This is a genomic window from Pseudonocardia sp., assembly GCF_025465255.1.
Lineage (GTDB): Bacteria > Actinomycetota > Actinomycetes > Mycobacteriales > Pseudonocardiaceae > Pseudonocardia.
In genome coordinates this window covers 17,390-38,491 of the sequence record NZ_JAODNI010000204.1, presented here as the reverse complement: position 1 = coordinate 38,491, position 21,102 = coordinate 17,390, and the positions used below count along the sequence as shown (strand labels likewise).

The 21,102-nt window shown below is 73.3% G+C and carries 26 protein-coding genes and 1 pseudogene; 9 read left to right on the top strand and 18 right to left on the bottom strand.

The features are described from left to right. The first annotated feature begins 62 nt into the window (after positions 1 to 62). A complete protein-coding gene (locus JWP64_RS24555; protein ID WP_297501627.1) occupies positions 63 to 650 on the top strand; it encodes a TetR family transcriptional regulator in 588 nt (195 codons plus the stop codon). Between the two features lie 37 nt (positions 651 to 687). On the opposite strand, the gene JWP64_RS24550 is transcribed toward JWP64_RS24555, so the two are convergent. From JWP64_RS24550 to JWP64_RS31690, 7 genes and pseudogenes are all read right to left on the bottom strand, one after another. Further along, positions 688 to 1,518 (bottom strand): ABC transporter permease, encoded by an 831-nt coding sequence (locus JWP64_RS24550; RefSeq protein ID WP_297501624.1) that lies wholly within the window; start codon positions 1,516 to 1,518, stop codon positions 688 to 690. Further along, the gene (locus JWP64_RS24545; protein WP_297501621.1) at positions 1,478 to 2,281 is read right to left on the bottom strand and encodes an ATP-binding cassette domain-containing protein; all 804 of its coding nucleotides are present in this window, start codon (positions 2,279 to 2,281) and stop codon (positions 1,478 to 1,480) included. Before JWP64_RS24545 ends, JWP64_RS24550 begins: the two co-directional genes overlap by 41 nt. Beyond that, positions 2,278 to 2,742 (bottom strand): MarR family transcriptional regulator, encoded by a 465-nt coding sequence (locus tag JWP64_RS24540; protein WP_297501619.1) that lies wholly within the window; start codon positions 2,740 to 2,742, stop codon positions 2,278 to 2,280. Before JWP64_RS24540 ends, JWP64_RS24545 begins: the two co-directional genes overlap by 4 nt. A 109-nt stretch (positions 2,743 to 2,851) precedes the next feature. Beyond that, a complete protein-coding gene (locus JWP64_RS24535; RefSeq protein ID WP_297501616.1) occupies positions 2,852 to 3,508 on the bottom strand; it encodes a heme oxygenase (biliverdin-producing) in 657 nt (218 codons plus the stop codon). 74 nt (positions 3,509 to 3,582) lie between these two features. Next, on the bottom strand, positions 3,583 to 4,176 hold the full coding sequence (locus JWP64_RS24530; protein ID WP_297501613.1) for a TetR/AcrR family transcriptional regulator: 594 nt from the start codon (positions 4,174 to 4,176) through the stop codon (positions 3,583 to 3,585). Beyond that, entirely contained in the window at positions 4,068 to 4,772 is a 705-nt protein-coding gene (locus tag JWP64_RS24525; protein ID WP_297501611.1) for a hypothetical protein, read from the bottom strand. The genes JWP64_RS24530 and JWP64_RS24525 overlap by 109 nt, the downstream gene beginning before the upstream one ends. After that, positions 4,773 to 4,856, bottom strand: a pseudogene (locus tag JWP64_RS31690) (transcriptional regulator); the annotation flags it as partial. A 44-nt stretch (positions 4,857 to 4,900) separates the two neighbouring features. Here JWP64_RS31690 and JWP64_RS24520 point away from each other — a divergent pair. From JWP64_RS24520 to JWP64_RS24505, 4 genes are all read left to right on the top strand, one after another. Beyond that, a complete protein-coding gene (locus JWP64_RS24520; RefSeq protein ID WP_297501609.1) occupies positions 4,901 to 5,095 on the top strand; it encodes a hypothetical protein in 195 nt (64 codons plus the stop codon). A 173-nt stretch (positions 5,096 to 5,268) separates the two neighbouring features. Next, positions 5,269 to 6,039: a glucose 1-dehydrogenase gene (locus JWP64_RS24515; RefSeq protein WP_297501607.1), complete on the top strand. Its 771-nt coding sequence runs from the start codon at positions 5,269 to 5,271 to the stop codon at positions 6,037 to 6,039. Beyond that, positions 6,024 to 6,758 carry a TetR family transcriptional regulator gene (locus JWP64_RS24510; protein WP_297501605.1) on the top strand — a complete coding sequence of 245 codons (735 nt, stop codon included), beginning with the start codon at positions 6,024 to 6,026 and terminating at the stop codon, positions 6,756 to 6,758. The genes JWP64_RS24515 and JWP64_RS24510 overlap by 16 nt, the downstream gene beginning before the upstream one ends. Continuing rightward, entirely contained in the window at positions 6,755 to 7,831 is a 1,077-nt protein-coding gene (locus JWP64_RS24505) for a phosphotransferase family protein (protein ID WP_297501602.1), read from the top strand. Before JWP64_RS24510 ends, JWP64_RS24505 begins: the two co-directional genes overlap by 4 nt. An 18-nt stretch (positions 7,832 to 7,849) precedes the next feature. On the opposite strand, the gene JWP64_RS24500 is transcribed toward JWP64_RS24505, so the two are convergent. The 6 genes from JWP64_RS24500 to JWP64_RS24475 all read right to left on the bottom strand — a co-directional run bounded on the left by JWP64_RS24500 (position 7,850) and on the right by JWP64_RS24475 (position 12,879). Then, on the bottom strand, positions 7,850 to 8,461 hold the full coding sequence (locus JWP64_RS24500; RefSeq protein ID WP_297501599.1) for a lactate utilization protein C: 612 nt from the start codon (positions 8,459 to 8,461) through the stop codon (positions 7,850 to 7,852). Next, positions 8,458 to 10,008, bottom strand: coding sequence for a lactate utilization protein B (locus tag JWP64_RS24495; RefSeq protein ID WP_297501596.1), 1,551 nt, complete (start codon positions 10,006 to 10,008; stop codon positions 8,458 to 8,460). Before JWP64_RS24495 ends, JWP64_RS24500 begins: the two co-directional genes overlap by 4 nt. Beyond that, entirely contained in the window at positions 10,005 to 10,841 is an 837-nt protein-coding gene (locus JWP64_RS24490) for a (Fe-S)-binding protein (RefSeq protein WP_297501593.1), read from the bottom strand. Before JWP64_RS24490 ends, JWP64_RS24495 begins: the two co-directional genes overlap by 4 nt. A gap of 212 nt (positions 10,842 to 11,053) precedes the next feature. After that, the gene (locus JWP64_RS24485) at positions 11,054 to 11,563 is read right to left on the bottom strand and encodes a gamma carbonic anhydrase family protein (protein WP_297501589.1); all 510 of its coding nucleotides are present in this window, start codon (positions 11,561 to 11,563) and stop codon (positions 11,054 to 11,056) included. Between the two features lie 4 nt (positions 11,564 to 11,567). Next, positions 11,568 to 12,089 (bottom strand): O-acetyl-ADP-ribose deacetylase, encoded by a 522-nt coding sequence (locus JWP64_RS24480; RefSeq protein WP_297501586.1) that lies wholly within the window; start codon positions 12,087 to 12,089, stop codon positions 11,568 to 11,570. A gap of 10 nt (positions 12,090 to 12,099) precedes the next feature. Next, positions 12,100 to 12,879 carry a 5-formyltetrahydrofolate cyclo-ligase gene (locus JWP64_RS24475; RefSeq protein WP_297501583.1) on the bottom strand — a complete coding sequence of 260 codons (780 nt, stop codon included), beginning with the start codon at positions 12,877 to 12,879 and terminating at the stop codon, positions 12,100 to 12,102. A gap of 83 nt (positions 12,880 to 12,962) precedes the next feature. Between JWP64_RS24475 and JWP64_RS24470 the strand changes: the two genes are divergently transcribed. Then, entirely contained in the window at positions 12,963 to 15,230 is a 2,268-nt protein-coding gene (locus JWP64_RS24470) for a molybdopterin guanine dinucleotide-containing S/N-oxide reductase (RefSeq protein ID WP_297501580.1), read from the top strand. 7 nt (positions 15,231 to 15,237) lie between these two features. Here the strand turns inward: JWP64_RS24470 and JWP64_RS24465 are convergent, their stop codons facing one another. The 3 genes from JWP64_RS24465 to JWP64_RS24455 form a co-directional block, all read right to left on the bottom strand. After that, positions 15,238 to 15,942, bottom strand: a complete 705-nt coding sequence (locus JWP64_RS24465; protein ID WP_297501577.1) for a DUF4383 domain-containing protein — start codon at positions 15,940 to 15,942, stop codon at positions 15,238 to 15,240. An 80-nt stretch (positions 15,943 to 16,022) separates the two neighbouring features. Next, entirely contained in the window at positions 16,023 to 16,280 is a 258-nt protein-coding gene (locus JWP64_RS24460; RefSeq protein ID WP_297501574.1) for a Rho termination factor N-terminal domain-containing protein, read from the bottom strand. 72 nt (positions 16,281 to 16,352) lie between these two features. Further along, positions 16,353 to 17,396 carry a lipase gene (locus JWP64_RS24455; RefSeq protein WP_297501571.1) on the bottom strand — a complete coding sequence of 348 codons (1,044 nt, stop codon included), beginning with the start codon at positions 17,394 to 17,396 and terminating at the stop codon, positions 16,353 to 16,355. 193 nt (positions 17,397 to 17,589) lie between these two features. Here JWP64_RS24455 and priA point away from each other — a divergent pair, with 193 nt between their 5' ends. The 3 genes from priA to hisI are packed head-to-tail and all read left to right on the top strand — an operon-like array spanning position 17,590 to position 19,458. Then, the gene (gene priA / locus JWP64_RS24450; protein WP_297501568.1) at positions 17,590 to 18,339 is read left to right on the top strand and encodes a bifunctional 1-(5-phosphoribosyl)-5-((5-phosphoribosylamino)methylideneamino)imidazole-4-carboxamide isomerase/phosphoribosylanthranilate isomerase PriA; all 750 of its coding nucleotides are present in this window, start codon (positions 17,590 to 17,592) and stop codon (positions 18,337 to 18,339) included. A gap of 1 nt (position 18,340) precedes the next feature. Beyond that, entirely contained in the window at positions 18,341 to 19,111 is a 771-nt protein-coding gene (gene hisF / locus JWP64_RS24445; protein WP_297501565.1) for an imidazole glycerol phosphate synthase subunit HisF, read from the top strand. Continuing rightward, on the top strand, positions 19,108 to 19,458 hold the full coding sequence (gene hisI / locus JWP64_RS24440; RefSeq protein WP_297501562.1) for a phosphoribosyl-AMP cyclohydrolase: 351 nt from the start codon (positions 19,108 to 19,110) through the stop codon (positions 19,456 to 19,458). The genes hisF and hisI overlap by 4 nt, the downstream gene beginning before the upstream one ends. Before the next feature lie 52 nt (positions 19,459 to 19,510). Here the strand turns inward: hisI and JWP64_RS24435 are convergent, their stop codons facing one another. Then, complete coding sequence (locus JWP64_RS24435; RefSeq protein ID WP_297501559.1) at positions 19,511 to 20,377, bottom strand: oxygenase MpaB family protein; 867 nt, start codon at positions 20,375 to 20,377, stop codon at positions 19,511 to 19,513. 61 nt (positions 20,378 to 20,438) lie between these two features. Continuing rightward, positions 20,439 to 21,077: a TetR family transcriptional regulator gene (locus tag JWP64_RS24430; RefSeq protein WP_297501556.1), complete on the bottom strand. Its 639-nt coding sequence runs from the start codon at positions 21,075 to 21,077 to the stop codon at positions 20,439 to 20,441. Positions 21,078 to 21,102 lie beyond the last annotated feature (25 nt).

Sequence of the window (21,102 nt, the reverse complement as noted above, 5' to 3'; positions counted from 1 at the left end):
ACACTCAATGCAGATGTGTCCATAGAGTTGACGTTTTACGGTACGGCGTCCACCCTTGGCGCGTGGAACCGCAGTCGATGGCCCGGCGGGCCCGTGTCCGCCTCCGGGACGACGCCCTGGACGTCGCGGAGGAGATGGTCGTCGACCGGGGGTTCGCGGCGTTCTCGATGCGGGACCTGGCCACGCGGGTGGGGGTCAGCCGGCAGACGCTCTACAGCGAGTTCGGGGACCGGCGCGGCGTCGCGTCCGCGCTGGTCCTGCGGTCGACCCGGCGCTTCCTCGACGAGATCGAGGCCGCGCTCGCCGGCGAGGAGGACCTGCACGCCGCCTGGGTTGCCGCGGTGCGCGGTGCGTTGTCGACGGTCGCGGAGAACCCGCTGGTCAAGGCCTTGCTGACGGGTGACGGCGCACCGGAGCTGTTCAGCACGGACAGCGAGCCGATCGTCGCGGCCGCCCGGGACCGCGCGGCCGCCTACCTGCTGCGCCGGTGGCCGGAGCTCGACCCGGACGACGTCGCCCTCGCCTCGGAGGCCGCCACCCGCCTCACGATCAGCCACCTCGCCCTGTCGCTGCACCCCGCGGACCGGGTGGCCGAGCAGATCGCCACCGTCGTCTCACGGATCTGCGGCCCCACTGCTCGTGCGCGGTAATCGTCGTCGGAACAACGTTGTCCGCGCACGGGCGGCGTCAGCCGCGGGACAGGCGTGGGAGTAGCGCGGAGGCGACGGTGATCATGAACGCCGCCGCCACGACCAGGACGCCGAAGTCCAGTGTGATCGTCGCCTCGGTGCCGACCAGGAGCCCGCGCAGGGCGTCGACCTCGTAGCTCAGCGGGTTCACGTGGTTGATCACCTGCAGCCAGCCGGGCATGAGTTCCACCGGGTACAGCGCGTTGGAGGCGAAGAACAGCGGCATCGTGATCGCCTGCCCGATGCCCATCAGCCGGTCCCGGGACAGCACGAGTCCGGCGATGGTGATCGACAAGCAGCAGAAGAACGCCGACCCGAGCATGAGCGCGACGACGACGCCCAGCAGCTTCAGCGGGTTCCCGGTGAGCGATACGCCCAGGACCAGCGCGAGGATGAGCACCACGACGGCTTGTGCGACCGCCCGCACCCCTGCCGCGAACGCCTTCGCCGCGACGAGCGCGACCCGCGGCGTCGGCGTCACCATCAGCTTCGAGAGCACCCCGGCGTCGCGTTCCCAGATGATCTGGATGCCGTAGAAGATCGCGATGAACAGCGCGGACTGGGCGAGGATGCCGGGTGCGAGGAAGTCCAGGTAGGGCGTCGAGCCGGTCGGGATCGCGTGGATCCGGGTGAAGACCTGGCCGAACACGATCAGCCACAGCGCGGGCTGCACGGCGCGGGTGACGAGCTCGGTGCGGTCGTGACGGAGCTTCTGCAGCTCGACCAGGCACATCGTGCCGATCCGGGACAGCGTGGTCCGGACGAGCCGGAGCGGCCCGGGTTCGGTGTCAGCCGACGCGGCCGGCGGTGCGACGGGCAGCACGGACATCCCGCATCCCTCCGTTCTCGGTCGTGAGCGCGTCCCCGGTGTTGTGCCGGAAGACGTCGTCGAGGGTCGCGGCAGGGCCGATCTCGGCCTTGAGCTCCGCGGGTGTGCCCAGCGCGCGGATCCGGCCGCGGTGCATGAGCGCGATCCGCTCGCAGTGCTCGTCCGCCTCCTGCATGGCGTGCGTCGTGACCAGCACCGTCATCCCGGTCGCCGCGCGGATCGCCGCGATGCGGTCCCAGACGCCGTCCCGCGCGACCGGGTCCAGGCCGACCGTCGGCTCGTCGAGGACCAGTAGCTGCGGGGCGCTGACCAGTGCCTGCGCCAGCTCGAGGCGCCGGACCATGCCGCCGGAGTAGGTCTTGGCTGAGCGGTCCGCGGCCTCGGTGAGGTCCATGGCGTCGAGCACGGCGTCGACCTGTGTACGGCGGTCCCGCCGCGGGACGTCGAAGAGCCGCGCGAACAGCATGACGTTCTCGCGCCCGGTGAGCGTGCCGTCCGCCGAGAGTTGTTGCGGGACATACCCGATGAGCCGGCGCACGGCCGTCCGCTGCCGGGCCACGTCCCGGCCGAGGACCGTGATCGCCTCCGGCGGCGCGGGCAGCAACGTCGTGATCATGCGGATCGTGGTCGTCTTGCCGGCGCCGTTGGGCCCGAGCAGGCCGAAGACCTCGCCGCGGCGGACCTCGAGATCGAGCCCGTCGACGGCGACGGTGTCCCCGAAGGCGTGGCGCAGCCCCGTGCAGCGGACAGCGGGGACGGTCATGGAGCCTCCTCGGCGGAAGCCAGCTCGTCGAGCAGGTGGTGGAGCGCGGGCAGGGCCGCGGCGAGCGCGTCGACCTCGGCCGCGGGGAGCCGGTCCAGGGCGTCGCCGACGAGTTCGCGCCGGATGGAGCGCCAGCGCACGAGCCGTTCGGTGGCGGCGTCGGTGAGGAACAGCCGCGCCGCGCGCCGGTCCGCCGGATCGGTCTCGCGGAGCAGGTACCCGGCCGTGACGAGCTGGTTGACCAGCGTCGACACCGAGTTCCCGGCCAGGTGCAGGGACTGCGCGGCCGCGGCGACACCGGTCCCGGGCTCGGACTCGATGAGCTGCAGGAGCTCCACCTGGGCGCCGCGCAACGGTGGTCCGGAGAGCTGCCCGCGCAGCCGGCGACGGAGGACTCGGCGGAGGCCCCTGACGGCGCCCAGCAGGGCGTCCGCGGTCAGGGTCGCGCTCGACGTGGTCACTCTGTCGAGAATAGCTCGTAGTCAGAGCTATTAGCAACGGTAAGAATGCGTCGTGCGTGGTTCTCCTTGCCAGGGCGACGAGAACCGGGCACAGGCGACGCAGTCGCGATTACGCGGCGACCGGGAGTCCGACGGCGGAGGCGAGCTCGTCCAGCACGGCGATGTTCAGCTCGAAGGCGTGGACCGCCTCGTCCGCGACCTGCTCGCGGTTGAGCTCGTCGAACGGGGCGGCGTCGAGCAGGGCGCGGTAACGGGTGCGGAACGCCGACGGGCTGCCGAGGGCGGCGAAGTCGTAGAAGAGCGCGCCGGGACCGGTGATCCCGTAGGTGCGTTCGAGCAGCTTGCCGACCATCTGGCCGCCCGCGAGATCGCCGAGGTAGCGCGTGTAGTGGTGGGCGATATGGACGGTCGGGGACGTCGTGCCCCCCGTCCGGAGCCGTTCCGCGTACGCCTCGGTGGTGGGCAGCACGGTCAGCCGCTCCTCCCAGCCCGGGCCGCGGAGGAACTCCAGGTCCCTCCGCAGAGCGGGGAGCCGGCGCAGCTCGTCGATCACGAAGGGCCGGCCGACCGGGTCCGCCCGCATCGCGTCGCTCGACGCCTCGAGCGCGCCGTAGATCACCCAGTACTGCTCCGCGAGCAGGCCGTAGGCGTCGAGCGGGAGACGGCCGCCGAGCAGCTCCTCCATGTAGGACGAGTGGTGCGCGCGCTCGTGCACCGCGCGCGTCGAGGACCTCAGGACCTGGGACAGCGGAACCAGCTCGTTCACCGGGGCGGCCTCCACGCTCTTTCATGACACCGTGTCAGCAAAAGGCTACGGGAGGGACGCGATCGAGACCAGCCTCAGCCGGCGCCCACGGACCGCAGCACCACCCGGACGGCCGCCTCGATCGCGGCGGGCACGTCCGGCGGCGGGACGTCCACGATCTGCCGTGCGGACAGCGCCGCCCCGATCATCGCGACGAGCACCGCAGGGTCCTCGTCGGCCATCTGACCTGCGGCGATGCCGGCCTCGAGGATGTCGGTGAGCCGGCGGGTGAGCGGGTCCGCGTGCGCGGCGATCCGCCGGTACGCCGACGGGTCCAGGGTGGACGACAGGGTCGGGCCGGGGGGCAGATGGAAGTCCGCGAGACGTTGCAGCTGCAGCCGGACGTAGACGGCGAGCTGCTCGACGGGCGTCCTCGCGGCGTCCAGCGCCTCGGCGAGGTCCTCGACGTAGCGGGCGGCCTCGTGTTCCACGAACGCGACGAGCAGGCTCGACTTGTCCGGGAAGTGGTTGTAGATCGACGTCCGGCCCACGCCCGCCGCGGCCGCGACCCCGGAGAGCGTCACGGCGTCGAAGCCGCGCTCGTAGAGCTCCTCCCGCAGGGCGTCGAAGACCCGGGTGCGGACCTCGCTGCGGTGCTCGGTGAGCGACCGTCCGATGATCTTCGGCATCCCGGCTCCCTCGACGTCGTGGTCAGCGTACGGGGGCCCCGGGCGCGCGGGAGCCGCGAGCGCGTGGGCGAGGCGCGCGACGTCCGCGCGGACCGTTCGGCCGATCCACCGTCGGGCACCGTGCGGGTCAGCGCGACCCGGGTGCCGTGCCCCGTCCCGGGGAGGAACTCCCAGCCGTCGGTCTCGTCGCCGAGGACCTCCCGGGCCGCCGCCTCCGGGCCGACGAGCTGGCGCTCCACCCGGACCGTGTCGCCGTCGATCTCGGGTCGGTCCAGGTCGAACTCCGCGACGTACTCCTCGTGCCGGGCCGTCATGTCGGTGGTCGGGGCCACGGTCTCACCGGCCAGCAGCCGGCCGAGGCCCTCGACGCACGCGGACCAGCCGCTGGCGAAGCTGGCGGCGCCATGATGGTCGTCGAACGCGTGGTGCAGGACGAGGACGCTGCCGGCGCCGTCCGGCCGGATCTCCCGGCGGAGGTGGTCCGTGCCCCAGGAGAACGCGAAGAGCTCCGGCGGGTCGACGTCGATGATCCGGCCGTCGGGCGCGCCACCGAAGGTGATCTCGGCGCCGGCCCGCAGCTCGAACCGGGGCGGCATCCGCCGGTACGGCGCCAGCCAGGCGTCGATCTCGGCGAGCGGTCCCGGGCGGAGCGCGTAGCGGCGGCGCTGGGCGTCGGCCCGGTCTCCGGCTGCGCGCGGCCCCCCCCACCTGGGAGGCTGGACCCATGAGTGACGAGCAGTGGTACTACTGCCTCAAGCACAACACGGTGGAGCCCCGCGACGGCTGCCGCGCGGCGGACCGGCTGGGTCCGTACCCGGACAAGGAGACGGCCGCGCGGGCGCTGGAGATCGCCCGCGAGCGGACCGAGGCCGCGGACCGGGCCGACGAGGAGTGGCGCGAGCGGGGCAGTACCCGCTGATCAGGCGCTCCTCCGGTCCGGGAGGACGGCTTGTCCCGGAGGATGCGGGACTGAACGCTCGCCCGGCTCGCCCCCGATGCGTACGCTTCTCGCGATGATGCAGGTGCATCGACGCGGTCCTCGGTCCGGGCGACGTGTCGGGGCATCGTGGTACGACGCGAGGGAGCGTGGTGATGACCGCTGACCAGCCGGGTCGGGTCGTGGTGGTGACGGGCGGCAGCCGCGGCCTCGGGCGGGAGATGTGTCGCTCGTTCGCCGCGGACGGACACCGGGTCGTGGTGGCCAGCCGCAAGGCCGAGGCCTGCGAGAAGCTCGCCGCGGAGCTGCGCTCGGAGTTCGGCCCGACGACCGGGGCCGAGGCCGTCGGCGTCGCGTGCCACGTCGGGCGGTGGCAGGACTGCGACGCCCTGATCGACCGGGTGCTCGCCGAGTACGGCCGGATCGACGTCCTGATCAACAACGCCGGGATGTCGCCGCTGTACCCGTCGCTGGGAGAGATCTCCGAGGAGCTCTTCGACAAGGTCTTCGGGGTGAACCTCAAGGGCCCCTTCCGGCTGGCGGTGCGGGCGGGGGAGGCGATGCAGGCCGGGGACGGCGGGCAGATCGTCAACGTCAGCAGCATCGCCGCCGTCGTGCCGGCGGTCGGGGAGCTGCCCTACGCGGCGGCCAAGTCCGCCCTGAACACGATCACGCTCGGGCTCGCCCGCGCCTTCGGGCCGACGGTGCGGGTCAACGCGGTCATGCCCGGCATGTTCCGCACGGACATCAGCCTGGCCTGGGACGAGGAGATGCTCGAGCACGGCAGCGCGGACGCCGCACTGAAGCGGATCGGCGAGCCGCACGAGATCGTCGGGGCGATCCGGTACCTGACGGGGGAGGGGTCGAGCTTCACCACGGGCTCGATCCTCAAGGTCGACGGAGGCATGGCGTGGTCACCGGCGTGAACGAGAACGGGTCTCCCCAGCCCGCCCCGGGGCGGACCGCGCAGGCCGCGGAGGGCCAGGACACCCGCACCCGGTTGCTCGACGCGGCCGAGACGCTCTTCGCGGAGCGCGGCACCGAGGCCGTGTCCCTGCGCGAGATCGGCCGTGCGGCCGGTGCCCGGAACGTCATCGCCGCGCAGTACTGGTTCCACGACCGGGACGGGCTCATCCGCGCCCTGCTGGACCGGCACCGCGTCGAGATCGAGGCCCGTCGGCACACGCTGCTCGACGCCTACGAGAGCGACGGCATCGCCGACGCCGACGCGGACCCCGCCGCGCGCTTCCACGCCCTCGCCGGGGCGCTGGCCCGGCCGTTCGCCGTCAAGCTGGACCAGGGGGAGAGCGGCTCGGGCTACCTGCGCACCCTGGCGGACCTGATCACCCGGCCCGACCCGGCGATCGAGACGCTCGGGATCGACGGCAGCGACAGCAGCATCCTGCGCTGGCGCATGCTCGTCGAACCGCTGCTGGAGCCGGAGGCCGTCGCACTGCACCGGCGCTTCCACGTGATCCGCTTCGTGGCCGTCGAGCTCGCGCAGCGCTCGCGGGTGCCGGGCCGCACGGACCATCGGCTGTTCGTCAGCCAGCTCGTCGACGCCGCGGCGGGACTGCTGTCCGCGCGGGTCTCGGAGGAGACCCGCAGGCTCAGCGCCGGCCGTCGGCCCAAGGGCGAGGCGTGAGCGGCTCGGGCGTGGACCGCGAGTCGCTCGGCGAGCTGGTCGACCTCGAGGCGCTCTCGTCCTGGCTGCGCGTCCAGGGGCACGGCGGGAAGATCGGCGAGGTCGAGCCGCTGGCCGGGGGCACGCAGAACGTCGTCGTGCGGATGGAGCTCGACGGGCGGCAGGTCGTGCTGCGCCGTCCCCCACCGCACCCGCGGCCGTCGAGCAACCGGACGATGGCCCGCGAGATCGCGGTGCTGCGCGGCCTGGCCGGGACCGATGTCCCGCATCCCGGGCTGATCGCGGGCTGCGAGGACCCGGACGTTCTGGGCGTCGTCTTCTACCTGATGGAGGCGGTCGACGGGTTCAACCCCGGCGAGACGATCGCGCCCGCCCACGCCGCGGACGAGTCTGTGCGGCACGGCGCCGCGCTGGCCGTGGCGCGGGCGGCCGCCCGGCTCGGGGCCGTCGACCCGATCGCGGCGGGGCTGGAGTCGCTGCGCAAGCCGGGGAGCTTCCTGGGCAGGCAGGTTCCGCAGTGGACGGCGCACCTCGAGTCCTACCGCGAGTTCCCGGACTTCGAGCCGGGCGGGCTGCCGGACGTCGCGCTGGTCGCGCGGTGGTTGGAGGAGAACCGGCCGCCGGATGCGGCGCCGGGGATCATGCACGGGGACTTCCACCTGAACAACGTCCTGCTGGACACCGTCGAGCCGCGGGTCGCCGCGATCATCGACTGGGAGATGTGCACGGTCGGGGATCCGCTGCTGGACCTCGGCTGGCTGCTCGTCACGTGGAGCCGAGAACCGGCCGTCATGGACGTCGGGGGCCCGTTCGCCCGGGCGGGCGGGCTGCCGACGCGCGCCGAACTCGTCGAGGCCTACGGGTCCGCCGGCGGGCGGGAGCCGGTGAACGTCGACTGGTACACCGCGCTCGCCGGGTTCAAGCTCGGCATCGTCCTGGAGGGGACGAAGGCGCGGGCCTCGGCCGGGCAGGCCCCGGTGGAGACGGGGGAGAGGCTGCACGCCCACGCGAAGGGCCTGCTCGCCGTGGCCGGCCGAATCGCCCGCGGGGAGTGGTCCGTCCTGGACTCCTGAGCCGAGCGTGGCGCCCGCTCAGCCGACGAGCAGGACGTGCAGGGTGCGGGGGCCGTGGACGCCCTCGACCCGGTCGAGCTCGATGTCGCTGGTGGCGCTGGGTCCGCTGATCCAGGTTTGGGGGCGGTGCGGGTCCAGGGCCGCGACGGCGTCGGAGACCCCGCCGACGACCTGGTCGGTCCGTACGACGCAGACGTGCAGGTCAGGTACGAGGGTCGCGGCGCGGCGGCCCTGTCCGGGGCCGTGGTCCAGGACGATCGTCCCGGTCTCGGCGATGCCGAGCCGGGCGGTGGTCAGGACCCCGTCGAGGGCGTCGAGCGCGGTGACCGGGAGATGGGTGTCGGCGACGAGCTCGGGTCCGGCCGGGTGCAGGTCCGGCGGGAGGTCGGTGGGGACGAGCAGGCGCCCGACGCCGTCGAGGGCCTCGGCGAGCCGGTCGGGTAGTTCGGCGGGGGTGCAGCGGACGACGGTGGCCTTGTAGTCCGCGACCCGTTCGGCGAAGAGCCCCACCGGGTCCGGGACGACCGGCGCCGTGAGGCGGGGGACCTCGACGTCGGCCGGGGTCTCGTCCCGCGGGACGTCCCGGAGGGCGGTGCGGACCCGGGCGAGGATGGCGTCGCGGGCGTTCACCGCCGGCCCCCGTCGGTGCGCGACCACCAGGCGCGGAACGACTCCGGCGGCGGCACCGGGGTGTCCCGGGCATCCGACCAGGCCGAGACCGGCCAGGGCAGCGAGCCCAGCGCGCGACGCCCACCGGGCGCGCGTCGTCGGACCGTCCGGTCGAGAACGCGGGAGCCGAGGCCGGAGAGCTTCTCGGCCGCGGCGGTCCGTGCGCTGCGGCCGAACATCCACGAGGCCGCCTTCATCGCCGCGCCCTGCAGGGACGGGCGGCCCCGGTGGGCGTCGACGACCTGTGAGCGCAGGTGCACCAGAACCTCCGGGATGTCGATGCGGACGGGGCAGACCTCGAAGCAGGCCCCGCACAGGCTCGAGGCGTACGGGAGGGAGTCGACCTGCTCGTCGTGGCCGACGCCGCGGAGCATCGGGGTGAGGATCGCGCCGATCGGGCCGGGGTAGACCGAGCCGTAGCTGTGCCCGCCGGTGCGCTCGTAGACCGGGCAGACGTTCAGACACGCCGAGCAGCGGATGCAGCGCAGCGCTTGGCGTCCGACCTCGTCGGCGAGGACGTCGGTTCGGCCGTTGTCCAGCAGGACGACGTGCACCTCCTGCGGCCCGTCGCCGGGGGTGACCCCGGTCCACATCGAGGTGTAGGGGTTCATCCGCTCCCCGGTCGAGCTGCGCGGCAGCAGCTGGAGGAACACGTCGAGGTCCTCCCAGGTGGGGACGAGTTTCTCGATCCCCACCACGCTGATCAACACCTCCGGCAGCGTGAGGCACATCCGCCCGTTGCCCTCGCTCTCCACGACGGCGAGCGTGCCGGTCTCGGCGACGGCGAAGTTCGCGCCGGACACCGCGACCTTGGCGCGCAGGAACTTCTCCCGAAGGTGCTCGCGGGCCGCGGCGGCGAGGCGCGCGGGCTCGTCGGTGAGGTCCGCCGGCGCGGGCTTGCCGGCGCGGCCCATCTCGCGCAGGAAGATCTCGCGGACCTCGGAGCGGTTGCGGTGGATCGCGGGAACGAGGATGTGGCTGGGCAGGTCGTCCCCGAGCTGGACGATCAGCTCCGCGAGGTCGGTCTCCCACGCCGTGATCCCGGCGTCGGCGAGAGCCTCGTTGAGGCCGATCTCCACGGTGGCCATGGACTTGACCTTCACGACCTCGTCGGTGTCGTGCGCCCGGGCGATGTCGACGACGATCCGGTTGGCCTCGGCGGCGTCGCCGGCCCAGTGCACGGTCGCGCCGGCCTTCGTCAACGCCGTCTCGAGCTGGGTGAGGTAGGTGTCGAGGTGGCGCAGGGTGCGGTCCTTGAGCGCCGCCCCGGCTAGCCGAAGCTCCTCCCAGTTGTCCACCTCGGCGACCACGGCCGCGCGCTTGCCGCGGATGGTGCCGGTGGCGTGGGCGAGGTTGCGACGAAGCTGGGTGTCGGCGAGGGCGGCCTTGGCGGCGGTGGGGAACGGCGGCGTGCCGAGGAACGTCGCGCCTCGCGCACTCGCTCGTGGCGCGGGCTCGGCGCTCCGCGCAGAACGCCGGGTCGAGGATTCCCTCGCAAGCTCGCTCATCGAATCGCTCCGGCCGGGCGAGGGGCCCGGGGCGGGCCGTCGGTGCGAGAGGCCTCGGCGCTCGCCGCCGCGCTGCCCGCGGTCGGCCGGGCCGGTTCGTCGATCACAGCTTCGGTGCTGGCGAGGATCTCCGCGAGGTGCATCACCCGCACCCCGGAGCGCTCCCGGCTCAACAGCCCGCCGATGTGCATCAGGCAGGAGTTGTCCCCCGCGACCAGCACCTCCGCCTGTGTCTCCCGCACGTGCCGGGCCTTGTCCGAACCCATCGCCACCGACGTGTCGGCGTTCTTCACCGCGAACGTCCCGCCGAACCCGCAGCACTCCGAGGCGGCGGGCAGCTCGACGAGCCGGAGCCCGCGGACCGCCTCCAGCAGCCGCCGCGGCCGGTCCCCGACGCCGAGCATCCGCAGCGAGTGGCACGTCGGGTGGTAGGTGACCAGGTGCGGGAAGTACGCCCCGACGTCGACGACGTCGAGCACGTCGACCAGGTACTCGGTCAGCTCGTATGCGGGCGGGGCCTGCTCGACCGCACGCACCAGCCCCGGGTCCCCGGACCGCTGCGCGACCAGCCGGTGCTGGTGGCGGACCGACCCGGCGCACGACCCGGACGGCACCACGACCGCCTCGTACCCCGCGAAGGCCTCGAGATGGTTGCGCAGCAGGGGGACGGCCTCGTCGAGGTAGCCGGTGTTGACCATCGGCTGCCCGCAGCAGGTCTGCGCGGCGGGGAAGTCCACGTCGACGCCGAGGCGGCGCAGGAGCGTGACGACCGCCCTGCCGGTGTCCGGGAACAGGGCGTCGTTGATGCAGGTGACCATCAGGCCGACCGTCATGGTGTTCCTCCGGTGGTGGACGGAGTTCGTGCTCGGACCCTAGGCCAGGCCTCCGGGCCGGGGCCGCGCCGGCCGTGGTGAATGCGATCGAGATCCGCGCCCGGGGCTTCCACCGGGGCCTCCCCTGAAACCTCGCCCCCCAGGCGCGCGGTCCGGTCTAACGCGCGCGGTCGACACCGCGCGTGGCGCGAGACGCGCGCGTGGGACGGCCGCTAGCTCGTCGCGGCCCGGTGGACCCCCGCGAGGTGCACGTACGCCGCGGCATTGAGCAGGATCGACTTCCGCTCGTCCTCGCCGAGCTCCTTGCGGACCTTCCCCGGCACCCCCGCCACCAGCGAGTTCGGCGGGATCTCCATCCCCTGCGTGATCACCGCGCCCGCCGCGATCAGCGATCCGGAGCCGACCCGCGCGCCGTTGAGGACGACCGCGCCCATGCCGACCAGGACGTCGTCGCCGATCGTGCAGCCGTGCAGCACCGCCCGGTGCCCGACGCTGACCCCCACGCCGACCGTGCACGGGAAGCCGGGGTCCGCATGGACGACGCTGCCGTCCTGGACGTTGGAGCGCTCGCCGATCGAGATCGCGTCCATGTCCCCGCGCAGCACGCATGTGTACCAGACACTGGCCTCAGCGCCGACGCTGACACGGCCGGCCAGGACCGCGCCGGGCGCGACCCAGGCGTCAGGGTGGATGTCCGGGAAGACGCCGTCGATGGTGATCATTCGCTCATGCTTCCAGTTCGCGGAGGGCCTTCTCGAACGCGGCCAGGATCTCGTCGTTGAACAGGACGAACCGCACGAGCTCGACCGCCGTCGGCGTCTCCCGCACCGTCCGCACGGCGATCCGCGCGGCGTCGTCGAGCGGCCAGCCGTAGACCCCCGCGGACACCGCCGGGAACGCGATGCTCCGCGCGCCCAGCTCGTCGGCCACGCGCAGCGACTCCCGGAACGCCGAAGCCAGCAGCCCCGAGCGGTCCTCGCGCTTCGCGTAGACGGGCCCGACGGTGTGGATCACCCAGCTGGCCGGCATGCGGCCGGCCGTCGTGGCGACGGCCTGCCCGGTCGGCAGCCCGTCCTGCAACGGCCCGGCCCGCAGCTCCTTGCACTCCTTCAAGATGTCGGGCCCGCCCGCGCGGTGGATGGCGCCGTCGACCCCGCCGCCGCCGAGCAGCCCGGAGTTCGCCGCGTTCACCACGGCGTCGACCTGCTGTTCGGTGATGTCGCCCTGCGCCAGCTCGATGCGCGTCATCGTGTTCCCTTCAGCCCCGTGCTCTCCTGAGTCTGGCGAGCAGCGGGATCGCCGCGATCTTCTCGTCCGTCAGGGACTCCCACCGGACTTCCCCGGTCGGCCGCGGGCCACGCCTCCCGCGGCAGTCGATGATCCGTTCCGGGGTGACCACCACGTCCACCGGGATGTCGTGCGCCGCCGTCGGGATGACGCCGGCCGGGCGGACCTGCAGCTCGTGCACCGTGGTGACGACGAGCGTCCGCTCCGAGATCAGGCCGGCCGCCCCGGCGAGTGCGAACTCCAGGTCCGCGAACCCGCCGCCCTTGCCCAGCCGGGCACCGTCCTCGCCGACGGCCACGCAGCCCGTCACCACGAGATCCACCGGTTCCAGCTCGTCGACGGCCACCCGCCGGGCCGAGCGCGTGGCGTTGCTGATCGACACCGCGCGGCGCGGCGGATCCGCGAGGTGCTCGGGGTCGAGGAGGAAGAACGGGTCCTCCTCGGCGAGCTTCGGGACCGCCATGTAGAGCGTCTTGCCGTCCTCCAGGGCGCGCTGGCGGACCGGGAGCTGCGCGGAGTCCGGGTTCGACTTGATCGCCCGCGCGTCCTTCCATTCCGGAAGGGAACGCACGAGCTCGGCCGTCGCCTCGGCGCCGCGGAAGTTCGAGATCCGGTGTCGCGCACCGGGGAACCGGGCGACCTTCGCCTCGGTGAGCGCGGTCCAGACCTCGTCGCGCAGCGCCGCCTTCGCGGCGAGTACCTCGGGATCGCCGCCGGCGTCGTGGTCGTGGCGTCGGGGGGAGCGGGGCATGGGGCGATTCTGCGCCGGCGGCGCTCGTGCGCGGAAATCGCTGCCGGAACAACGTCATCCGCGCACAGGCGCAGAATGCGTGGATGATTCCGCACAGCTCGCACTGGGGCGCGTTCTCCGCCGAGCGGGTGGACGGCGAGCTGATCGTCCGGCCCCACCCCGACGACCCGAACCCCTCGCCCCTGCTGCAGAACATCCCCGCCTCGGTCTCGCACCGGGCGCGGATCGCGAGCCCGGTCGTCCGGCGCGGGTGGCTCGAGGACGGCCCCGGGCCCGACGACCGGCGCGGGCGGGACGAGTTCGTGCAGGTGAGCTGGGACGAGGTGCTGGACCGGCTGGCCGCCGAGCTGCGCCGGGTGTACGACGAGCACGGCCCGAGGGGGGTCTACGGCGGCTCCTACGGCTGGGCCAGCGCCGGCCGCTTCCACCACGCGCAGGGCCAGCTGCACCGCTTCCTCGCCCTGGCCGGGGGTTACACCCGCTCGGTCAACACCTACAGCGGCGGCGCGGCGGAGGTCCTGCTCCCGCACGTCCTGGGCCCGTTCGACTCGGTGACCCGCTCGGTCGTCACCTGGGACCAGCTCGCCGCGCACACGGACACGGTCCTCGCGTTCGGCGGGATGGCGCTGAAGAACTCGACCGTCGGCGCGGGTGGGGTCAGCCGGCACGTCGAGCGGGACGCGATGCGCGCGGCAAAGGCCCGTGGCACGGAGTTCGTGCTGGTCGGGCCGCTTCGCGCGGACCTGTCCGAGGACGTCGCCGCGCGGTGGCTGCCGATCGAGCCGGGTACGGACACGGCGCTGATGCTCGGCCTCGCGCACACGCTGCTGGTCGACGGACTGCACGACGGCGAGTTCCTGCGCACACACACCGCGGGCTGGCCGGAGTTCGAGGCGTACCTGCGGGGCAAGGACGCCGCCTGGGCGTCGGCGATCTGCGGTGTCCCGGCGGCCGACATCCGCCGGCTCGCCCGCACGATCGCCCGGGGCCGCACGCTGATCACGGTGTCGCAGTCGCTGCAGCGTGCCGAGCACGGTGAGCAGCCCGTCTGGGCGGGTCTCGCGCTCGCGGCGATGCTCGGCCAGATCGGGCTCCCGGGCGGTGGCTTCGTCTACGGGCTCGGTTCGCTCGCCCACTACGGCCGTCCGCGCAACGCCGTCCCGGTCCCGACGATGACCCGCTCCGTCAACCCCGTGCGGGACTTCATCCCCGTCGCCCGCGTCGCCGACATGCTGCTGTACCCCGGCGAGCCCTACGAGTACAACGGCGAGCACCGCACCTACCCGGACACGAAGCTCGTCTACTGGTGCGGCGGCAACCCGTTCCACCATCACCAGGACCTGAACCGGCTGCGCCGCGCCGTCGCCCGCGTCGACACGTTCGTCGTGCACGAGCCCGCCTGGACCGCCACCGCCCGGCACGCGGACGTCGTCCTGCCCAGCACGGTGACGCTCGAACGGGAGGACATCGGCGCGGGCGGGACGGACCCGCTGGTCATCGCGATGCGCCGCGCCGCGGACCCGTTCGGCGAGGCCCGGGACGACTACGCCATCTTCTCCGGGCTGGCCGCGCGGCTCGGGTTCACCGACGGGTTCACCGAGGGCCGCACCGCCCGCGAGTGGCTCGAACACCTCTGGCTCCGCACGCAGAAGGCGCTGGCGGGCAAGGGCTTCCCGGCTCCGGACTTCGACGAGTTCTGGGCGGCGGGGGAGTGGCGGCTCCCGTCCGGACCCGATGACGGCGGCATGCTCGCGTCGTTCCGGGCCGATCCCGGGGGACGCCCGCTGCACACGCCCAGCGGGCGGATCGAGATCGGGTCGGCGACCATCGCCGGCTTCGGCTACGACGACTGCCCCGGCCACCCGGCCTGGCTCGAGCCGACCGAGGCGCCGGACGAGTGGCACCCGCTCCGGCTCGTCGCCAACCAGCCCGCGACCCGGCTGCACTCCCAGCTGGACTTCGGCGCGACGAGTGCGGCGGCGAAGGTCCGGGGACGGGAGGTCGTGCGGGTGCACCCGCACGACGCGGCGGCTCGCGGGATCGTCGACGGGGACGTGGTCCGCCTGCACAACGACCGCGGCGCCTGCCTGGCCGCGGCCCGGATCACCGACGAGGTCCGGCGCGGCGTGGTGCAGCTGCCGACCGGCGCCTGGTACTCGCCCCTGGATCCCGACGACCCGACGGCCCTCTGTGTCCACGGCAATCCGAACGTGCTGACCAGGGACGTCGGCAGCTCGCGGCTCGCGCAGGGCTGCACGGGACAGCTGACGATCGTGCAGCTCAGCCGCTGGGAGGGGGAGGTCCCGCCGGTCCGGGCGCACGAGCCGCCCGCCGTGCGGACCACGGCGTAGCCGCGGTTCAGCGGTTGCGCTCGGCCCAGGCGTGGATGCGGTCCTCGGGACGGCGGATGCCGTCCAGCCTGCGCACCGCGGCGACCAGCCCGGGACCGGCGCGGTGCTCCGCGACGGCGCGTTCGGCGGCGGCCAGCTCGGCCGCGGCGACCTGGTCCGACGTACTGTTGTCCAGGTCGTTGCCGCCGATCCGGGCGAACTCGCCGCCCTCGGCGTCCTCGGGCGAACGGCCACGCTCGACGTTGTACGGGTTGTCCGCCGGCAGCCGTCCGGTGAACCGGCCGTAGGCGCCCACGCAGAGCAGGAGACCGCCGACGACCAGGCTGAAGATCACGTTCGGCATCCGGAACACGAGGAGGTTCAGGTCGGAGTCCAGCACCAGCACGTTGGCGAGGCCGGACAGCAGGAACAACGCGCCGACGACCGTCTCGATCGTCGAGGCCATCCGGCCGCCACGGACGCCCGCGACGACCAGGACCGCGCCGAACACCACGGAGACCACCGAGAGCAGGCCGTTCGAGGACAGACCGAGCACCGGCGCCCCCGTTGTGGAGAAGAAGCCCAGCCGCTCGCCGAAGCCGAGGACGGCGAAGACCCACAGGCCCAGCCCGATCACCACGGACCCGGTGCGGTGGATCCGGTCCAGCCTCGTCCGGGAGACCCCGGTCGTCTCGGAACCACCGGTGGCGGCGGTCGTCGTGCGTGCGCTCATCACGTCCTCCTCGAGCAGTGCCCGAGGAGGGGATGTCCCGTTCTAAATCGGGTCAAACCTTGTTCACATCGCGGATTGGCTCAGTGGTCCCGGAGGGCCTCGATCAGCTCGTCCTTCGACATGCCCGACCGGCCGTCGATCCCGATCTCCTTGGCCCGCTGGTACAGCTCGTCCTTGGTCATGTCGTCGTAGCTGCCGGCCTTCCCGCCGCGCTTCCCGACCTCGCCCTTCCCGTCGCGGGCCGCCGCGTTGGCGATCCGGGCGGCCTTCTCCTTGGAGTTGCCCTCGTCCCGGAGCTCGGAGTACATCTTCTCGTTCTTGATGCTGGAGTTCGGCATACCGGAGCACTACCCCGAGAAGCTCAGCGCGACACCTCTCGTCGGCGTAGCGGCGTGCGCCGTTCCGGTCGGTCAGGCCTGCGGCCGCACGTACCTCGCGAGCGGCGGCTCGGCGGGCGTGTGCGGGTAGAGCGCCGCGGAGTCCGCCAGGATCGCCGCGGCGTGCGCGAAGTCCGTCGGGAAGGTCACGGGGTTCACCCCGGGCATGAAGGGCGCCAGGCAGACGGATGGGTCGATGCGTCCCGGGTCGGCCGGGCCGTCGTGAGTCAGCGCGTCGAGGGTGAGTGCCCAGGCCACGGCGTCGGACGTCCCGGTGCTGAGGTGGTCCGCGGGGTGTGCGGGGCAGACGTCCTGGAGCGCGACGTTCGTGACGTCGCCGCCGTCGTCGGCGAGGTCCGATCCGGCCGGCTGGGGCGTGACCACCTCGTCGGTGAGCGTGTAGACGGTCGTGTAGTCGACGCCGGGGAACGTCTGGCGGCCGGAGTTGAGCGCGGCGAGGAACGCGGAACCGGTGCGCTGCTGCCAGAAGGAGGGCGCGCACGTCGGGGCGCAGACGCCGACCGCGGCGAGCGTCCCGTCGTTGCTCGGGGCCAGCCCGACGACGTCGGAGACGAGGTCCCGGGTGTCCGGCCAGAAGCGCAGCGCCCAGCGGCCGACCATCCCGCCCTGGCTGTGGCCGAGGAGGGCGACGTCCCGGTCCGCGTGCCCGGCCATCGTCCGAATCGCGTACACGACGTACTCGCCGCGGACCTGGACGTCGGCCATGTTCCTGCCCGGCGAGGTCGAGGTGCACCACGGGATCCCGGCCGCGGTGAGGGCCGGCTCGTAGTTCCAGCCGAAGTTCTCCGGCGGGTCGAGGGTGGTGCCCGACAGCAACAGGACCGGGTCGGCCTCCGCATCGCCCAGGTCGTCGAGCGGCACCGAGCAGTGCAGGCTCGCGGCCAGCACGTCGTCTGGGATCGAGAGGTCCGGGCCGTCCTGGTCGAGCGGGGCGAACTCGCCGGTGTCCGGGTCGGGGAGGAACGGCAGCAGCGGATCGGCCGAGGCCGTCCCGGCGAGCAGACCGGCGCCGAGCACGGCGACGATCACGGACGCGACGAGACTGCGGCGGCGCACGGGTCCTCCTCGGGCCGCGCCCCACGGTGGGCGCGATTACCGAGGAGTAACGACTCACATGATGATCGGTGACGCCCCCGTCTCAACCCCGCGAGTCGGCACCTTCCGTCGTCCGAAACCCTCCGACCGGCGGACGGGGATGTGCGTGTCGGCCTACCGAAAGTGCCGACTCGCGGGTGGGTAGGGTTGAACGGTGAGTTTCACGTTGCTTCCTGCGGTCGATGTCGCCGACGGCCAGGCCGTCCGTCTCGTGCAGGGGGAGGCCGGTACCGAGACCGGGTACGGCGCGCCCCTCGAGGCCGCGATGAACTGGCAGCGCGACGGTGCCGAGTGGATCCACCTGGTGGACCTCGACGCCGCGTTCGGCCAGGGCTCCAATGCGGAGCTGCTCGCCGAGGTCGTGGGCAAGCTGGACGTCAAGGTCGAGCTCTCCGGCGGCATCAGGGACGACGAGTCCCTGGCCCGTGCGCTCTCGACCGGCTGCACCCGGGTCAACCTCGGCACCGCCGCACTGGAGAACCCCGAGTGGTGCGCCAAGGTCGTCGGCGAGCACGGGGACAAGATCGCCGTCGGGCTGGACGTCAAGATCATCGACGGGCGGCACCGGCTGGCCGCGCGCGGCTGGACCACCGACGGCGGGGACCTCTGGGAGACCCTGGCGCGCATGGATCGCGACGGCGTCGCCCGGTATGTCGTCACCGACGTCAGCAAGGACGGGACGCTGCAGGGGCCGAACGTGGAGCTGCTCAAGCAGGTCGCGGCCGCCACCCCGGCTCCCGTGATCGCGTCCGGTGGGATCTCCACCGTGGACGATCTGGTCGGGCTCGCGAAGGCCGCGGCCGACGGCGCGAACATCGAGGGCTCGATCGTCGGCAAGGCGCTCTACGCCGGCCGGTTCACGCTGCCCGAGGCGCTGCGCGCGGTCCAGGCGGTGAGGGCCTGACATGGGGGTCGCGGTCCGTGTCATCCCCTGCCTGGACGTCGACGCCGGGCGGGTCGTCAAGGGTGTCAACTTCAAGGAGCTCCGGGACGCCGGGGACCCGGTCGAGATGGCCGCGGTCTACGACGCCGAGGGCGCGGACGAGCTGACGTTCCTGGACGTCACGGCGTCCTCCGGCGAGCGCGCGACGATGGTCGACGTCGTCCGGCGCACCGCCGAGCAGGTCTTCATCCCGCTGACGGTCGGGGGCGGCATCCGCACGCCCGACGACGTGGACCGGATGCTGCGCGCGGGCGCGGACAAGGTCAGCGTCAACACCGCCGCGATCGCCCGGCCGGAGCTGCTGGGCGAGATGGCCCGGCGGTTCGGCTCGCAGTGCATCGTGCTGTCGGTGGACGCACGGCGGGTGGTGGACGGCCCGCCGACGCCGTCGGGCTTCGAGGTCACGACGCACGGCGGGCGCACCGGAACCGGGATCGACGCCGTCGAGTGGGCGGTGCGCGGTCAGGACCTGGGCGTCGGGGAGATCCTGCTCAACTCGATGGACGCGGACGGCACCCGGGCCGGGTTCGACCTCGAGCTGATCGAGAAGACCCGGGCCGTCGTGGCCGTCCCGGTGATCGCCAGCGGTGGGGCAGGCGCGCTGGAGCACTTCCCGCCGGCCGTCCGGGCCGGGGCGGATGCAGTGCTGGCCGCCAGCGTCTTCCACTTCGGGCAGCTGCGGATCGGCGAGGTCAAGGACGCGCTGCGCGCGGATCACGTGGAGGTCCGATGAGGGTCGAGACGTCCGAGCTGGACCCGGCCGTCGCCGCCCGGCTGACGCGGAACGCGGACGGGCTGGTGTGCGCGGTCGTCCAGCAGCGGGGGACCGACGAGGTCCTGATGGTCGCCTGGATGGACGACGAGGCCCTGCACCGCACGCTGACCACGGGCCGCGGCACGTACTGGTCGCGTTCGCGCGAGGAGTACTGGGTCAAGGGCGACACCTCGGGCCACGTGCAGCACGTGCACGAGGTCCGGCTGGACTGCGACGGGGACGCGGTGCTCGTCGTCGTGGACCAGGAGGGCCCGGCCTGTCACACCGGTGCCCGCACCTGCTTCGACGCGGACCGTCTGCTCTGACACCCGCTCACGCACATGCCGCAACCTGTGCGTCGACCCGTGAACGTGGGCGTCAGCGGGCGGGTGGTGCCATGACCCAGCGGATCCCCTGGGTGACGAGCCCGCCTGCGGCGCGGACGGCGGTCTGCTCGACCAGCGGCAGGTAGGGCAGGCGCAGGGGAAGCCTGGCCCAGCGGGGGAGCAGGGCCACCGCAGCCGCTCCGAGCAGGGCGTACGGCGCGCGGGCGACGATCGGCAGCGGCGGGTTCAGCAGCAGGAACCGGGCGGTCGAGCGGGCCTCGGATGTGCCCTCCAGCTCCGGGCGGAACCCCTCGATACGCGCGGCCAGCTCGGCCTCCGTCTCCGGCGGGTCCGGCACCCCGAGCTCGCGGGCGATGCGGGCGGTGTCCGCCACGTAGCCGTCGCGGCCCTCCTGGTCCAGCGGTGCGGTGCCGTAGCGGCTGTGCGCGCGCAGGAAGCTGTCGATCTCGGCGAGGTGCACCCACTCGAGCAGGTGTGGGTCCGACGCCGAGTACGGCCGCCCGTCCGGTGCGGTTCCCCTGACGACGGCGTGCACGGACCTGATCCGCTCGATGGTCGCGCGGGCCTCGGCCTCGGGGCCGAACGTCGTCGAGGCGAGGAAGTAGCTGGTGCGGGCGAGGCGGCCCCACGGGTCCCCGCGGTAGCCGGAGTGGCCCGCGACGCCGGCCATCGCCAGCGGGTGCAGGGACTGCAGGAGCAGCGCCCGGAGCCCCCCGACGAACATCGACGCGTCCCCGTGCACCGCCCGGATCGGGCGGTCCTCGTCGAACCAGCGCGGGCCGGGCGCCTCGTGGATCCGGACGCGGCGCTGCGGGCCCTCGGCGCCGGCGACCTTCTCGAACACGCCGGCACCGAGCCGGGCCCGCAGATCCGACACGCCCGCCGAGAGACTCACCACGACCCCATCATGCGGCCGCTCCCGGGCGGCGGCCACCCGATGATCCGCGGGCCGGCTCGGCTCATCCGTCGAGGGATCCGGTCAGGTAGCGCTGGATCGTCGGCGCGATCGCCGCGACGACCGCCGGGTGGTCGGCGGAGGCCAGCGGTTCGAGCCGCAGGACGTACCGCACCATCCCGAGGCCGAGGATCTGGGTCGCGCAGAGCGCCGCGCGCTCGTCCGGCCGGTCCGGGGCCACGGCGCCGACGAACCGGCCGAGGATCACCCGCGAGACGAACTCCCGCATCATCCGCGCGGCATCCGGGTGCGCGGCCACGCTGCGGATCATCGCGACCAGCGGGCCGCCACCCGCCCCGTCCCACACCTGCAGGAACATCGCCACGATCCGCTCGCCGATCCGCTCCGGATCCCCGGGCAGGACCTGCTCCAGGATCGCCTCGGGGTCCATCGGCAGGTCCAGGGAGGCCGTGAACAGTGCGTCCTTGCCGCCGAACCAGTGGTTGACCATGGCCGCGTCGACGCCTGCCCGGTCCGCGATGCGCCGGACCGTCGCGCCCTCGTAGCCGCGCTCGGCGAACTCCGACCGGGCCGCGGCCAGCAGCGCCTCGCGGGTGTCCGCGCCGCCGGCCCGCCTGCCGCGGCGACGACCGGGGGATGCGGCGTCGGCGGGCTCCGGAGGGGAAGGACGGGATGCGGACACACACCCATCTTCACCGATCGCGCCG

Coding starts and splice junctions, on each gene's coding strand:
- JWP64_RS24550 (WP_297501624.1), bottom strand. CDS start 1,518: ATGTCCGTGCTGCCCGTCGCACCGCCGGCCGCGTCGGCTGACACCGAA.
- JWP64_RS24545 (WP_297501621.1), bottom strand. CDS start 2,281: ATGACCGTCCCCGCTGTCCGCTGCACGGGGCTGCGCCACGCCTTCGGG.
- JWP64_RS24530 (WP_297501613.1), bottom strand. CDS start 4,176: ATGCCGAAGATCATCGGACGGTCGCTCACCGAGCACCGCAGCGAGGTC.
- JWP64_RS24525 (WP_297501611.1), bottom strand. CDS start 4,772: ATGCCGCCCCGGTTCGAGCTGCGGGCCGGCGCCGAGATCACCTTCGGT.
- JWP64_RS24520 (WP_297501609.1), top strand. CDS start 4,901: ATGAGTGACGAGCAGTGGTACTACTGCCTCAAGCACAACACGGTGGAG.
- JWP64_RS24515 (WP_297501607.1), top strand. CDS start 5,269: ATGACCGCTGACCAGCCGGGTCGGGTCGTGGTGGTGACGGGCGGCAGC.
- JWP64_RS24495 (WP_297501596.1), bottom strand. CDS start 10,008: ATGAGCGAGCTTGCGAGGGAATCCTCGACCCGGCGTTCTGCGCGGAGC.
- JWP64_RS24490 (WP_297501593.1), bottom strand. CDS start 10,841: ATGACGGTCGGCCTGATGGTCACCTGCATCAACGACGCCCTGTTCCCG.
- JWP64_RS24485 (WP_297501589.1), bottom strand. CDS start 11,563: ATGATCACCATCGACGGCGTCTTCCCGGACATCCACCCTGACGCCTGG.
- JWP64_RS24480 (WP_297501586.1), bottom strand. CDS start 12,089: ATGACGCGCATCGAGCTGGCGCAGGGCGACATCACCGAACAGCAGGTC.
- JWP64_RS24475 (WP_297501583.1), bottom strand. CDS start 12,879: ATGCCCCGCTCCCCCCGACGCCACGACCACGACGCCGGCGGCGATCCC.
- JWP64_RS24470 (WP_297501580.1), top strand. CDS start 12,963: ATGATTCCGCACAGCTCGCACTGGGGCGCGTTCTCCGCCGAGCGGGTG.
- JWP64_RS24465 (WP_297501577.1), bottom strand. CDS start 15,942: ATGAGCGCACGCACGACGACCGCCGCCACCGGTGGTTCCGAGACGACC.
- JWP64_RS24460 (WP_297501574.1), bottom strand. CDS start 16,280: ATGCCGAACTCCAGCATCAAGAACGAGAAGATGTACTCCGAGCTCCGG.
- hisF (WP_297501565.1), top strand. CDS start 18,341: ATGGGGGTCGCGGTCCGTGTCATCCCCTGCCTGGACGTCGACGCCGGG.
- hisI (WP_297501562.1), top strand. CDS start 19,108: ATGAGGGTCGAGACGTCCGAGCTGGACCCGGCCGTCGCCGCCCGGCTG.